Source organism: Streptomyces luteosporeus (genome assembly GCF_039532865.1).
Lineage (GTDB): Bacteria > Actinomycetota > Actinomycetes > Streptomycetales > Streptomycetaceae > Streptomyces > Streptomyces luteosporeus.
This window is the reverse complement of sequence record NZ_BAAASL010000008.1, coordinates 285,637-299,111: the sequence shown is the minus strand read 5'-3', so window position 1 is coordinate 299,111 and position 13,475 is coordinate 285,637. Positions and strand designations below refer to the sequence as shown.

Here is a 13,475-nt window from a genome sequence, read left to right as displayed (position 1 = left end):
CTACCCCACCACCGTCCACGTGTCGTTGCCGGACAGCAGGGCCGCCAGGTCGCCCTTGCCGCGCTGCTCCACCGCCGCCTCCAGCTGACGGGCCATCTGCGCCTCGTACACGGGGCGTTCGACGCTGCGGAAGACGCCCACCGGCGTGCGGTGGAGCGTGTCCGGGTCGGCCAGGCGGGAGAGCGCGAAGGCCGTCGTCGGGGACGCGGCGTGCGCGTCGTGGACGAGGACGGACGCCTCGTTCTCCGGCGTCACCTCGACGACCTTCAGGTCGCCCGTGGCGTGGTCGCGCACGACGCCCTTGCTGCCGTCCGCGCCGAAGCGGATGGGCTCGCCGTGCTCCAGGCGGATGACGGCCTCCTGGGCCTGCTCCTTGTCCTTCAGGGCCTCGAACGCGCCGTCGTTGAAGATGTTGCAGTTCTGGTAGATCTCCACGAGCGCGGTGCCGGGGTGGGCGGCCGCCTGCCGCAGCACCTCGGTGAGGTGCTTGCGGTCGGAGTCGATGGTGCGGGCCACGAAGGAGGCCTCGGCGCCCAGCGCGAGGGAGACGGGGTTGAAGGGGGCGTCCAGCGAGCCCATCGGCGTGGACTTGGTGATCTTGCCGACCTCGGAGGTCGGCGAGTACTGCCCCTTGGTCAGCCCGTAGATCCGGTTGTTGAACAGCAGGATCTTGAGGTTGACGTTGCGCCGCAGCGCGTGGATGAGGTGGTTGCCGCCGATCGACAGCGCGTCGCCGTCGCCGGTGACGACCCACACCGACAAATCCCGCCGGGAGGCGGCCAGGCCGGTGGCGATGGCCGGGGCACGCCCGTGGATGGAGTGCATCCCGTAGGTGTTCATGTAGTACGGGAAGCGGGAGGAGCAGCCGATGCCGGAGATGAAGACGATGTTCTCCTTCGCCAGGCCGAGGTCGGGCAGGAAGCCCTGGACGGCGGCGAGGACGGCGTAGTCGCCGCAGCCGGGGCACCAGCGCACTTCCTGGTCGGACTTGAAGTCCTTCATGGATTGCGCGGCGTCGGCCTTGGGGACCAGGGAGAGTGCCTCGATGGTCATCGGATGGCCTCCTTGAACACGGTGGCGAGCTGCTCGGCCTTGAACGGCATGCCGCTGACCTGGGTGTGGGAGCGGACGTCGACGAGGTATTTCGCCCGCAGCAGGGTGGCGAGCTGGCCGAGGTTCATCTCCGGCACGACCACGGTGTCGTACGCGCGCAGGATCTCGCCCAGGTTCGCGGGGAAGGGGTTGAGGTGGCGCAGGTGAGCCTGGGCGAGGTGCTGCCCGCCGCCGCGTACGCGCCGTACGGCGGCGGTGATCGGCCCGTACGTCGAGCCCCAGCCGAGCACCAGCGTGCGGGCCTGCCCCGAGGGGTCGTCGACCTCGACGCCGGGGACGGCGATGCCGTCGGTCTTGGCCTGGCGGGTGCGGACCATCAGGTCGTGGTTGGCCGGGTCGTAGGAGATGTTGCCGGTGCCGTCCTGCTTCTCGATGCCACCGATGCGGTGCTCCAGCCCGGGCGTGCCGGGCACGGCCCACGGCCGGGCCAGGGTCTGCGGGTCGCGCTTGTACGGCCAGAAGACCTCGGTGCCGTCGGCGAGGGTGTGGTTCGGGCCGGTGGCGAACTGCACGCGCAGGTCGGGCAGTTCGTCGAGCTCGGGGATCCGCCACGGCTCGGAGCCGTTGGCCAGGTAGCCGTCGGAGAGCAGGAAGACGGGGGTGCGGTAGGTCAGCGCGATGCGGGCCGCGTCCAGTGCCGCGTCGAAGCAGTCCGCGGGCGTCCTCGGGGCGACGACCGGCACGGGGGCCTCGCCGTTGCGCCCGTACATCGCCTGCAGCAGGTCGGCCTGCTCGGTCTTGGTGGGCAGACCGGTCGAGGGGCCGCCGCGCTGGATGTCGACGACCAGCAGCGGCAGCTCCAGCGACACCGCGAGGCCGATCGTCTCGGACTTCAGCGCCACGCCCGGGCCCGAGGTGGTGGTCACCGCCAGGGAGCCGCCGAAGGCCGCGCCGAGCGCGGCACCGATGCCGGCGATCTCGTCCTCGGCCTGGAAGGTGCGCACGCCGAAGTTCTTGTGCTTCGACAGCTCGTGCAGGATGTCGGAGGCCGGCGTGATCGGGTACGAGCCCAGGAACAGCGGCAGGTCCGCCTGCTGGGCGGCGGCGATCAGGCCGTACGCCAGGGCGAGGTTGCCGGAGATGTTGCGGTAGGTGCCCGGCGGGAACGCGGAGGTGGCGGGGGCCACCTCGTAGGAGACGGCGAAGTCCTCCGTGGTCTCGCCGAAGTTCCAGCCCGCCCGGAACGCGGCCACGTTCGCCTCGGCGATCTGCGGCTTCTTCGCGAACTTCTTCCGCAGGAACGCCTCGGTCGACTCCGTCGGCCGGTGGTACATCCACGACAGCAGGCCCAGCGCGAACATGTTCTTGCTGCGCTCGGCCTCCTTGCGGGAGAGCCCGAACTCCTTGAGCGCCTCGATCGTCAGCGTCGTCAGCGGCACCTTGTGCAGGTGGTAGGCGTCCAGCGAGCCGTCCTCCAGCGGGTTGCTGTCGTAGCCCACCTTCGCCATCGGGCGCTTGGCGAACTCGTCGGTGTTGACGATGATCTGCGCGCCCCGCGGCAGGTCGCCCACGTTCGCCTTCAGCGCCGCCGGGTTCATCGCCACCAGGACGTCCGGCGCGTCACCGGGCGTGAGGATGTCGTGGTCGGCGAAGTGGAGCTGGAAGGACGACACTCCCGGCAGCGTTCCGGCAGGAGCACGGATCTCGGCGGGGAAGTTCGGCAGCGTCGACAAGTCGTTGCCGAACGATGCCGTCTCCGACGTGAACCGGTCTCCCGTCAGCTGCATGCCATCACCGGAGTCACCCGCGAAGCGGATGATGACCCGGTCCAACCGACGGATCTCCTTGGCGGCGGGCGCGCCGCCGGCCTGCTCGGCCGGGCTGCTGACCTCGCTGGTCACTGCTTCGGACCTCCCTTGTGGCGGAGCCGGGCCACATGGTGGCGCGTCCGGCCTTCCCCCGCCATCCTACGGTGGCAAGGTCAGCCTTCCTTGGATGGATCAACGAATCAACAGCGGAGGCCAGCGCTCCGCCCGGCGGGACCGCTCTTCGGACAGGCCCGGGCCGGGCCCGCGGGTCACGAGCGCAGGTACGTCAGTACCGCCAGCACCCGGCGGTGGTCGCCCACGCTCGGCGCGAGCCCCAGCTTGAGGAAGATGTTGCTGATGTGCTTCTCCACCGCGCCGTCGCTGACCACCAGCTGCTGGGCGATGGCCGAATTCGTACGGCCCTCGGCCATCAGGCCCAGCACCTCCCGCTCCCGCGGGGTGAGCCCCGCCAGGACGTCCTGCTTGCGGCTGCGCCCCAGCAGCTGGGCGACGACCTCCGGGTCCAGCGCGGTGCCCCCGCCGGCCACCCGCACCACCGCGTCCACGAACTCGCGCACGTCGGCGACCCGGTCCTTCAGCAGGTAGCCCACGCCCCGGCTGCTGCTGGCCAGCAGTTCCGTGGCGTACTGCTCCTCGACGTACTGCGAGAGCACCAGCACGCCCAGCTCCGGGTGCTCGCCGCGCAGCCGCACCGCCGCGCGCACGCCCTCGTCGGTGTGGGTGGGGGGCATCCGCACGTCGGCGACCACGACGTCGGGCAGCGCGCCCTCGGCCGCCAGCTCGCCGACCGTCTTGAGCAGGGCCTCGGCGTCGCCCACGCCGGCCACGACCTCGTGACCGCGGTCGGTCAGCAGCCGGGTCAGGCCCTCTCGCAGCAGCACCGAGTCCTCGGCGATGACCACCCGCACCCGCTGCACCGCGTCCTGCACGATCCGACCTCCGGTCACCCTGGCGACGCCACCCCCCGTGGGCAGCCCTGCCGACTGCCCACCAGCATCGCAGCCCGGGTGACGGAGCGCCGTCAGCGGCTGCGCCAGGGGAGTTCGGCGGTGACGGTGGTGGGTCCGCCGGTGGGGGAGTTAACGGTGAGGGCGCCGTCGACGGAGCCGAGGCGTTCGGCGAGGCCGGCGAGTCCGCTGCCGTTCGCGGGGGAGGCGCCGCCGCGGCCGTTGTCGGTGACGCGCAGGTGGAGGCGGTCGCCGATCTTGTCGACGCGGATCCCGGCCTGGGTGGCCTGGCTGTGCTTGCTGATGTTCTGCAGGAGCTCGGAAACCGTGAAGTAGGCGATGCCCTCGATGGCGGGTGCCGGCCGGTCCGGGAGGTCGACGGTGACCGTGACGGGGACGGTGCAGCGGGCGGCGACCGAGGAGAGGGCCGGGCCCAGACCCCGGTCGGTGAGGATCGCGGGGTGGATGCCGCGGGCCAGGTCGCGCAGCTCCTGCAGGGCCAGCTTCACTTCGCCGTGCGCCTCGTCCACCAGACGGGCGGCGGCCTGCGGATCGGAGTGCGCCTTGTCCTTCGCCATCCCCAGGTCCATGGCGAGGGCGGCCAGCCGGGCCTGGGCGCCGTCGTGCAGGTCGCGCTCGATGCGGCGCAGGTCGGCGGCCGCGGTGTCCACGGCCACGCCGCGGTCCTCCTCCAGCTCCGACACGCGCGCGGCCAGCGGCGAGGGGCCCAGCAGCCCCGACACCAGCAGCCGGTTGACGGTCGTCAGGCCGTGCAGCAACCCCGGCGTCGCCAGCACCAGCAGCAGGCCGAGGACGCAGGTCGCCCCGACCTCGAGCGGGGTCTCGACGTAGTACGCGTGGCCGTCCGAGTCGCCGTACAGCTGGATGCCGGGATGGCCGAGGTAGGTCTTCGGCACCCACAGCCACACCGGGTACAGGAACAGCATCCAGCCCACCGCGGTGACCACGAGCGCCACGACGAAGGAGAAGATCGCCCACGGCAGGCACAGCACCGTGTAGAGCAGGTGCCGCCAGGACGCCCCGCTCCTGAGCAGCGCGCCCACCCAGGTCATCAGGCCGCCGCGGGCCTTTCGCCCGGTACGGGCGGGCCGCGGGCGTACGGGCTCCGGCTCGCCGACCCGCAGGCCCAGCAGCGCCCGGGCCCGCGCCCGCTCCAGCGCGCCCAGCCCGCGCGCCCCCGCCAGGGTGCCCGCCAGCAGCGGCACGCCGAGGAAGGTCACCAGCAGGCCCACGCTGAGGGTGGTCATGACCGCCCCGTACGCGAAGGTGAACACCGCGATCGGCAGGCCGAGCATCACGTACAGGAACTCGCGCCAGGTGCGGCCCGCCACTGGGGCGCGCAGCGCGGCCGGCACCCGCGACCGCCGGGGCGCCGCCGGCGCGGTGTGTCCGTGGGGGAGGGCCATGTCGTCGTCCGTTCTCCTGGGGTGGCGCGCCGGGTCGGGCGCGGCTGTCGTCGTCCCTTCCAGGCTCCCGGGACGGGGCCGCCCGGGCCATGAGGGGAGCGGGCGTCCTGGGGGTGGGGGATTCCCCACCCCCGGAGCGTCAGCGGCTGCGCCAGGGGAGTTCGGCGGTGACGGTGGTGGGTCCGCCGGTGGGGGAGTTAACGGTGAGGGCGCCGTCGACGGAGCCGAGGCGTTCGGCGAGGCCGGCGAGTCCGCTGCCGTTCGCGGGGGAGGCGCCGCCGCGGCCGTTGTCGGTGACGCGCAGGTGGAGGCGGTCGCCGTTCTTGTCGACGCGGATCCCGGCTTTGGTGGCCTGGCTGTGCTTGCTGATGTTCTGCAGGAGCTCGGAAACCGTGAAGTAGGCGATGCCCTCGATGGCGGGTGCCGGCCGGTCCGGGAGGTCGACGGTGACCGTGACGGGGACGGTGCAGCGGGCGGCGACCGAGGACAGGGCCGGGCCCAGACCCCGGTCGGTGAGGATCGCGGGGTGGATGCCGCGGGCCAGGTCGCGCAGCTCCTGCAGGGCCAGCTTCACCTCGCCGTGCGCCTCGTCCACCATGCGGGCCGCCGCGTCCGGGTCCTCCAGCACCTTCTCCTTCGCCAGGCCCAGCCCCATCGCCAGGGCGACCAGCCGCGCCTGGGCGCCGTCGTGCAGGTCGCGCTCGATGCGGCGCAGGTCGGCGGCCGCGGTGTCCACGACGACGCCGCGGTCCTCCTCCAGCTCCGCGATCCGCCGCTCCAGCTCGCTGGAGGGCGACAGCAGACCGCGCACCATCGCCCGGTCCACGTTCGACAGGCCCCGCGTGATCCAGCCCAGCAGCGGCCAGGCGACCAGGAGCGAGACCAGCGTGAGGGTGAACGTGAGAATTCCCCATGGCAATCTGATGAACGCGTACAGCGTGCAGCGCCACGCCACCGGGTCCCGCAGCGCCGTCCACATCCGGGCGAGCGCCCCCTGGGCGCCCAGCTGCCGCAGCCGGCTCGGCTCGTCGACGCGCACGCCCAGCAGGGCGCGCGCCCGCCGGCGCTCCATCCGCCCGAGCCGCCGCGCGCCCGTCAGGCCGGCCGCCAGCAGCGGCAGCCCCACCACGGTCACCGACAGAGCCACGCCGGCGTAGAGCCACAGGGAGACGTAGAGGAAGCCGCCGATGCCCGCCGCGAGGTTCAGCAGCAGGTGGACGACCTCCTTCCATGTGGTGGCGGAGAAGGAAGGGCGGACGGGCGGAAGCGCCTCGTCGCCGCTGGGGTCCGAGGTGGTGCGGGCGGTCATGGCGCAAGCCTGCCCCGGCCCCGCCCCCCACCGCCATGGGGGCCGTGGGGGGCCTCCGGTGGGGACAGCCCCACCCCCCGCCCCACCCCCTGCCCCGCCCGCCCCACGGACCGCGGCGGCCCACCCCGGCCCGGGCAGGGCCTAGACTCGCGTGCGTACAGATCGTCGAACAAACAGGACAGGGAGCGAGGGGCGGACGTGCCGAAGGCGACCGTGCGCACCAGCGGCGCCGAGGTCCAGCTCGCGGCGGACTACTTCCACGGCTACGCCGTGGTCGGGCTGCTCGCGGCGATCGGCGTGCTCTTCGTCGTCGTCGCGTTCACCGCGGGCCGGCTGCTGCGGCCGGTGGTGCCGACGCCGGAGAAACTGCTGACGTACGAGTGCGGCGTCGACCCGGTCGGGGAGGGCTGGGCGCACACGCAGGTGCGCTACTACGTCTACGCCTTCCTGTACGTGATCTTCGCGGTGGACTCGATCTTCCTGTTCCCCTGGGCGACGGTGTTCGCCGCACCGGGCTTCGGCGGAGCGACGCTGGTGGAGATGTTCGTCTTCCTCGGCTTCCTCGCCGTGGGCCTGTTGTACGCATGGAAGAAGGGCGTCCTGGAATGGACGTGACACGCAGGAGCCTCGGGCCGCTCGCCCGGCTGGCCCCCGAGCCCATGAAGGTCGTCCTCAACTGGGGACGCCGCTACAGCCTGTGGGTGTTCAACTTCGGTCTCGCCTGCTGCGCGATCGAATTCATCGCCGCATCCATGGCCCGCCACGACTTCATCCGGCTCGGCGTCATCCCCTTCGCCCCCGGGCCGCGCCAGGCCGACCTCATGATCGTCTCCGGCACGGTGACGGACAAGATGGCGCCCGCGGTCAAGCGGCTGTACGAACAGATGCCCGAACCGAAGTACGTGATCTCCTTCGGCGCCTGCTCCAACTGCGGCGGGCCCTACTGGGACTCCTACTCCGTCACCAAGGGCGTCGACCAGATCATCCCCGTCGACGTCTACGTACCCGGCTGCCCGCCCCGGCCCGAAGCGCTGCTGCAGGGCATCATCAAGCTGCAGGAGAAGATCGCCCAGGAGTCCCTCGGCGAGCGCTACTCCCAGCCGTCCGCCGCCGCCCTGAGCAGCGGCCTGGTGACCCCGCCACCGGCGCCGGGTACGGAGGGTACGGCCCGATGAGCTGGCTGCCGCAGACGGTCACCGAACTCTTCGGCGAAGACGCGACCGCCGAGGAGGCCTACGACCTGCTCACGGTCGACGTCCCCGCCCAGGCGTGGCTCCCCGCACTGACCACCGCGCGCGACACGCTCGGCTGCACCTTCTTCGACTGGCTCAGCGCCGTCGACGAACCCGGCACCGGCCTGCGCGTCTCCGCCCACGTCGCCGCCCTGCCCGCGCAGCACGGCGACGCCGTGCACCGCCTGCTCCTGCGGACGACCGTCCCCCACGACGCCGCCACCCTGCCGACGGTGACCGGCGTCTACGCCGGCGCGGCATGGCACGAGCGCGAGACGCACGAAATGTTCGGCGTCGACTTCGCCGGCCACCCGCACCTGGAGCCGCTGCTGCTCCCCGACGGCTTCGAGGGCCACCCCCTGCGCAAGGACTTCGTCCTCGCCGCGCGCGTGGTCAAGGCCTGGCCCGGCGCCAAGGAACCCGGCGAGTCGGCGGAGGGCGGCCCCAAGCGCCGCCAGATGCTCCCGCCCGGCGTCCCCGACCCCAACGAATGGGGCCCCCTCAAGGGCCAACTCCCCCCGGCCCCGACCCGCCCCGAACGTCCCACCCGCCGCGCAGCGACGGGTGACGCCGCGGCGGCCCCCCGCCGCGCCCGCACCGCGGGCGAGGGCTCGGCGAGCCAGGCGCCGGCGGCGCCGCGCCGCGCCCGCTCGGCGGCGGAGGGCTCCGCCAGCCAGGCCGCTCCGCGGCGAGCGCGCAGTGCCAGCGAGGGCTCGGCGAGCCAAGCCGCTCCGCGGCGTGTGCGCAGTGCGAGCGAGGGCTCGGCGAGCCAGCAGGCGGAGGGCGCGGCGCCCGCGCCGCGCCCGGCCCCGCGCTCGTCGGACGCCCCCTGGCACCACGCCCGTCCGGCCTTCGACGAGCCCACCACGGGCACCCGGCCCGAAAGCCCGCCCCCGGCGGAGCCGACCGACGGCGCCGCCACCCCTTCCCGCCGCGACGGCGCTCAGCCCGAGCGGCCGGGTCCGGCGGAATCGGAGGCACGCCAGCCCGCGGGCGAGGGCGGTGAGGCCGCACCGGCTGCACCGGCCGCAGCGTCCACTCCCCGCCGCGACGGCGCCCAGCCCGAACCGCCGCCCCCGGCGGAGCCGGACGCGCCCGCACCGGGCGACGATGACCGGTCCGGGCCGCCGGCTTCGCCGGCTCCCGCTCCGCCGGCGGACGGCGAGGAACCCGGGGCCGGGCCCCAGACACGTACGAACCCCGCCGGAGGCGAGAGCGCATGAGCAGCGAGACCGTCGACGTCGTGCTGCGTCTGCTCGCCGTCTTCGTCGTCTTCCTCGTGCTCCCGCTCGTCATCGGGCAGACCGAGCACAAGGTGATGGCGCACATGCAGGGCCGGCTGGGTCCGATGTACGCCGGTGGGTTCCACGGGTGGGCCCAGCTGGTGGCGGACGGGGTGAAGTTCGCGCAGAAGGAGGACGTCGTCCCCAGGGACGCCGACCGGCGCGTGTTCCAGTTGGCGCCGGCCGTGGCGTTGCTGCCGTACCTGCTGGTCCTGGTGGCCCTGCCGCTCGGTCCCGGCAATGCCGTCGGCCAGGTCGTCGACGCCGGCATCTTCTTCGTGCTGGCCGTGATGGGCGTGGGCGTGCTCGGTTCGCTGATGGCGGGCTGGGCGTCGGCGAACAAGTTCTCCTTGCTGGGCGGCTTGCGCACGGCCGCGCAGCTGCTGGCGTACGAGTTGCCGATGCTGCTGGCGGCGGCGTCCGTCGCGATGGCGGCGGGCACGGTGTCGCTGCCGGGCATCGTGGAGGCCTTCCACTGGTGGTGGGTGCCGTGGCAGATCGTGGGCGGGCTGGTGTTCTTCACGGCGGGGCTGGCCGAGCTGCAGCGGCCGCCGTTCGACATGCCGGTGGCCGATTCGGAGATCATCTTCGGCGCGTACACCGAGTACACGGGTCTGCGGTTCGCGATGTTCCTGCTCGCCGAGTACGCCGGCATCGTGGTGCTGTGCGGTCTGACGACCGTGCTGTTCCTCGGCGGGTGGCACGGCCCGTTCGGGGCCGACGGGCTGGGCTGGCTGTGGACGCTGCTGAAGACGGCCGTCCTCGCCTTCGTCGTGATCTGGCTGCGGGTGAGCTATCCGCGGCTGCGCGAGGACCAGCTGCAGAAGCTGGCCTGGACGGTGCTGATCCCGCTGGCTCTCGCGCAGATCGCGCTCACGGGTGTCGTGAAGGTGGTGATGCAGTGATGGGCGTTCCCGGATCGGGTCTGGCCAAGGGGCTGGCGGTCACGCTGCGGACGATGACGCGGCGCGCGCAGACCGTGCAGTACCCGGATGCGCAGCCGGAGCTGCCGCCGCGCACGCGCGGTGTGATCGGGCTGTTCGAGGAGAACTGCACGGTGTGCATGCTGTGCGCCCGCGAGTGCCCGGACTGGTGCATCTACATCGACTCCCACAAGGAGACGGTGCCGGCGGCGGTGCCGGGCGGCCGCGAGCGCAGCCGCAACGTGCTGGACCGCTTCGCGATCGACTTCGCGCTGTGCATGTACTGCGGCATCTGCATCGAGGTGTGTCCGTTCGACGCGTTGTTCTGGTCGCCGGAGTTCGAGTACGCGGAGACCGACATCCAGGAGCTGACCCACGAGCGGGACAAGCTCCGCGAGTGGATGTGGACGGTTCCGGAGCCGCCGGCGCTCGACCCGGCGGCGGAGGAGCCGAAGGAGATCGTGGCGGCGCGCAAGACGGCCGAGAAACTGGCAGCCCAGCAGGCACAGGAGCAGCAGAAGGAGGAGGGCGCATGAGCGCGGCAGCCGCCCCCGGCTTCCTCTCCCCTTCCGGCGTGGAGATCGCCTTCCTGCTCGTCGGCGTCGTGACCCTGGGCGCCGCGGCGGTCACCGTCACGACCCGGCAGCTGGTGCACGCGGCCCTGTGGCTGGTCGTGGCGCTGGGCGGGCTGGCCGTGGAGTACCTGCTGCTGACGGCGGAGTTCATCGCCTGGGTGCAGGTGCTGATCTACGTCGGCTCGGTGGTGGTGCTGCTGCTCTTCGGGCTCATGCTCACCAGGGCTCCCATCGGCCGTTCCCCGGACGCCGACTCCGGCAACCGCTGGGCGGCCCTGGCCGTCGCGGGCGCCGCGGCCGCGGCCCTGGTGTGGGTGGTCGTCGACGCCTTCCGTACGACGTGGATCGACCTGGACGGCGCGCCGCAGGGCACCACGAAGGTGTCGGGGGAGATCCTCTTCCGGCACTGGGTGCTGCCGTTCGAGGCGCTGTCGGTGCTGCTGCTGGCGGCGCTGGTGGGTGCCATCGTGCTGTCCCGCAGGAAGAAGGAGGAGCAGCGCTGATGCACCTGGTGTACCCGGCCGTGCTGGCCGCCCTCCTCTTCTGCACGGGCCTGTACGGCGTGCTGGCCCGGCGCAACGCCATCCTGGTGCTGATGTCCGTCGAGCTGATGCTCAACGCCGTCAACCTCAACCTCGTCGCCTTCGACGTGTGGCTGCACGACGCGCTGCACGCCGGCCAGGCGCTGACCCTGTTCACCATCGCCATCGCCGCCGCCGAGATCGGCATCGGCCTGGCGATCGTTCTGATGGTGTACCGCAACCGCGGCACCGCCGACGTCGACCGGCTGCGCGACCTGCGCGACGACGCGCCGGAGGAGCCCGGGCCCGCGGCCGGGGCGCAGGAGAAGGCGGAGGCCGCCGCGTGAGCACCACGACCACCGCCGTCCTCGTTCCCCTGCTGCCCTTCCTCGGTGCCGTCGCCGGCCTGCTGACGGGCCGCCGCGCGCCCGGTTTCGTACGGCCGCTGGCCGTGCTGCCGACGCTGGCGGCGGCCGTGCTCGCGGTCGTCGTCGCCTGCCGGCAGGGCGGCGGCAGCGGCCCGGGCGAGGCGATCGACGCCGCCACGCGGCTGACCCCGACCGGCTCGGTGCCGATCGACCTGGCCCTGCACCTGGACGGCTTCGCCGTGCTGGTGGCGGTGCTGGTCGGCGTGGTGGCCACCTGCGTGCAGCTGTACTCGACGGCGTACCTGCGCGACGACCCCCGCTATCCCTCGTACGCGGCGCTGGTCTCCCTCTTCACGTCCGCGATGCTCCTCGTCGTCTACTCGGGCGACCTGATGGTGCTGCTGGTCGGCTGGGAGGTCATGGGCATCTGCTCGTACTTCCTGGTCGGCCACTACTGGGAGACCGAGGCCGCCCGGGCGGCGTCCCTGAAGGCGTTCCTGGTCACGAAGCTGGGCGACGTCCCCTTCCTGATCGGCGTCTTTGCGCTGGCCGCCGACGCCGGAACGTTCCGGATCAACGGCATCCTCACCACGGCCGCGGCCGGCCACCTCACGCACCCCACGCTGGAGGCGCTGCTGCTGCTCGCGGGCGTGGCGGGCAAGTCGGCGCAGTTCCCGCTGCACACGTGGCTGCCCGACGCGATGGCGGGCCCGACGCCCGTCTCCGCGCTGATCCACGCCGCGACGATGGTCGCGGCCGGCGTCTACCTCGTCGCCCGGCTGCTGCCCGTCTTCGCCGCCTCCGCGGCGGCACTGGTCGTGCTCGCCGTGACGGCCGCGGTCACCATGGTCGGCTCGGCCCTGGCCGCGCTCGCCCAGGACGACATCAAACGCGTCCTCGCCTACTCGACCGTCGGCCAGCTCGGCTACATGACCGGCGCCCTGGCCGTCGGCGACCGCGGCGCCGCCGTCTTCCACCTCCTGTCGCACGGCGCCTTCAAGGCGCTGCTGTTCCTCGGGGCGGGCGTGGTCATCCACGCGGCCGGCACCAACTCGCTGGCCGCGACCTCCCGCATGAGCGGCCTGGCCCGGCGCGTCCCGGACGCGTACTGGACGATGACCGTCGGCCTGCTGGCGCTGGCCGCGATCCCGCCGTTCAGCGGCTTCTTCTCCAAGGAGGCCGTCCTGGGCGCCGCCGAGCGGGCCACCGCGGGCGAGGCCCACGGCATCCCCGCCGCCGCGGCCGGCCCGGCCGGCTGGACGGTGCTCGTCGCCGGGCTGCTCACCGCCGTGCTCACCGCCGCCTACGCCGCCCGCCTGTGGCTGCTCGCCTTCCACGGGCGCGGCACGCAGGCCCCGGACCACGGCAGGGAACCGGCGGCCATGACCACGGTGCTGTGGGTGCTGTTCGTGCCCACCGCCGCCTTCGGCCTGGCCGCCTGGCAGCTGCCCGGCTGGTTCGACGGGCGGTCGCTGACCCCGACGCTCACCACCTCCGTGCTGTCCACCGGCTGCGCGCTCGCCGGCGTGCTCGTCACGTACGCGGCCTGGCGGCGCAGCGCCGCGCTGGCCGCCCGTACGCCGCTCGGCGCGGTCGCCGCCGACCCGGACGAGGCGCCGTACGTCTCCGAGGAGGAGAGCATCGCCACCCACGAGGCCGCCTACGGCGGCATCGCCGGCGCCCCGGACCCGGCCGACCCCGGCCGGCTCCTGCTGGGCCCCCTGCACCGGCACGCCGTCAGCGGCTTCCACCTGGACGCCGTGTACTCCGCGCTCCTCGTGCGGCCCGCGCGCGGTGCCGCGCGGCTCGCCCGCTTCCTCGACCGCGAGGTCGTGGACGGGTACGTGCGCGGGGCCGGCACCGCCCCCGGTCTGCTGGGCGCGGCCGTCCGCCGGGCGCAGACCGGCAACGTGCAGACCTACCTCGGCGCCCTCCTCGCCGGTTCCGTCGTCCTGGCCGTCGCCGCCGTGCTGCTCGCCACGGGAGCGTGAGCGCAAGACCATGAGTC

At 73.2% G+C, this 13,475-nt stretch carries 13 protein-coding genes; 8 read left to right on the top strand and 5 right to left on the bottom strand.

Annotated elements, in window-relative coordinates; translation table 11 throughout:
* The 5 genes from ABD361_RS13290 to ABD361_RS13270 all read right to left on the bottom strand — a co-directional run bounded on the left by ABD361_RS13290 (nt 1) and on the right by ABD361_RS13270 (nt 6,565).
* Complete coding sequence (locus ABD361_RS13290; protein WP_344435271.1) at nt 1–1,053, bottom strand: 2-oxoacid:ferredoxin oxidoreductase subunit beta; 1,053 nt, start codon at nt 1,051–1,053, stop codon at nt 1–3.
* Nucleotides 1,050–2,954: a 2-oxoacid:acceptor oxidoreductase subunit alpha gene (locus ABD361_RS13285; RefSeq protein ID WP_344435270.1), complete on the bottom strand. Its 1,905-nt coding sequence runs from the start codon at nt 2,952–2,954 to the stop codon at nt 1,050–1,052. Before ABD361_RS13285 ends, ABD361_RS13290 begins: the two co-directional genes overlap by 4 nt.
* A gap of 176 nt (nt 2,955–3,130) precedes the next feature.
* Nucleotides 3,131–3,790, bottom strand: a complete 660-nt coding sequence (locus ABD361_RS13280) for a LuxR C-terminal-related transcriptional regulator (protein WP_344435326.1) — start codon at nt 3,788–3,790, stop codon at nt 3,131–3,133.
* A gap of 113 nt (nt 3,791–3,903) precedes the next feature.
* Complete coding sequence (locus tag ABD361_RS13275; RefSeq protein WP_344435268.1) at nt 3,904–5,256, bottom strand: sensor histidine kinase; 1,353 nt, start codon at nt 5,254–5,256, stop codon at nt 3,904–3,906.
* A gap of 139 nt (nt 5,257–5,395) precedes the next feature.
* Nucleotides 5,396–6,565 carry a sensor histidine kinase gene (locus ABD361_RS13270; protein ID WP_344435267.1) on the bottom strand — a complete coding sequence of 390 codons (1,170 nt, stop codon included), beginning with the start codon at nt 6,563–6,565 and terminating at the stop codon, nt 5,396–5,398.
* Nucleotides 6,566–6,763: 198 nt separating this feature from the next.
* Here ABD361_RS13270 and ABD361_RS13265 point away from each other — a divergent pair, with 198 nt between their 5' ends.
* Genes ABD361_RS13265 through ABD361_RS13230 form a run of 8 tightly spaced genes read left to right on the top strand, consistent with a single transcriptional unit; the run spans nt 6,764 to nt 13,458 of the window.
* Nucleotides 6,764–7,180: an NADH-quinone oxidoreductase subunit A gene (locus ABD361_RS13265; RefSeq protein ID WP_344435265.1), complete on the top strand. Its 417-nt coding sequence runs from the start codon at nt 6,764–6,766 to the stop codon at nt 7,178–7,180.
* The gene (locus tag ABD361_RS13260; RefSeq protein WP_486387906.1) at nt 7,177–7,740 is read left to right on the top strand and encodes an NADH-quinone oxidoreductase subunit B; all 564 of its coding nucleotides are present in this window, start codon (nt 7,177–7,179) and stop codon (nt 7,738–7,740) included. The genes ABD361_RS13265 and ABD361_RS13260 overlap by 4 nt, the downstream gene beginning before the upstream one ends.
* Complete coding sequence (locus ABD361_RS13255) at nt 7,737–9,020, top strand: NADH-quinone oxidoreductase subunit C (protein ID WP_344435262.1); 1,284 nt, start codon at nt 7,737–7,739, stop codon at nt 9,018–9,020. Before ABD361_RS13260 ends, ABD361_RS13255 begins: the two co-directional genes overlap by 4 nt.
* Complete coding sequence (locus ABD361_RS13250) at nt 9,017–9,985, top strand: complex I subunit 1/NuoH family protein (RefSeq protein ID WP_344435260.1); 969 nt, start codon at nt 9,017–9,019, stop codon at nt 9,983–9,985. The genes ABD361_RS13255 and ABD361_RS13250 overlap by 4 nt, the downstream gene beginning before the upstream one ends.
* The gene (locus ABD361_RS13245) at nt 9,982–10,539 is read left to right on the top strand and encodes a NuoI/complex I 23 kDa subunit family protein (RefSeq protein ID WP_344435259.1); all 558 of its coding nucleotides are present in this window, start codon (nt 9,982–9,984) and stop codon (nt 10,537–10,539) included. Before ABD361_RS13250 ends, ABD361_RS13245 begins: the two co-directional genes overlap by 4 nt.
* Nucleotides 10,536–11,081, top strand: coding sequence for an NADH-quinone oxidoreductase subunit J family protein (locus ABD361_RS13240; protein WP_344435258.1), 546 nt, complete (start codon nt 10,536–10,538; stop codon nt 11,079–11,081). Before ABD361_RS13245 ends, ABD361_RS13240 begins: the two co-directional genes overlap by 4 nt.
* Entirely contained in the window at nt 11,081–11,446 is a 366-nt protein-coding gene (gene nuoK, locus ABD361_RS13235) for an NADH-quinone oxidoreductase subunit NuoK (protein WP_344435257.1), read from the top strand. The genes ABD361_RS13240 and nuoK overlap by 1 nt, the downstream gene beginning before the upstream one ends.
* Nucleotides 11,443–13,458, top strand: coding sequence for an NADH-quinone oxidoreductase subunit 5 family protein (locus ABD361_RS13230; RefSeq protein WP_344435256.1), 2,016 nt, complete (start codon nt 11,443–11,445; stop codon nt 13,456–13,458). The genes nuoK and ABD361_RS13230 overlap by 4 nt, the downstream gene beginning before the upstream one ends.
* The last annotated feature ends 17 nt before the right edge of the window (nt 13,459–13,475 follow it).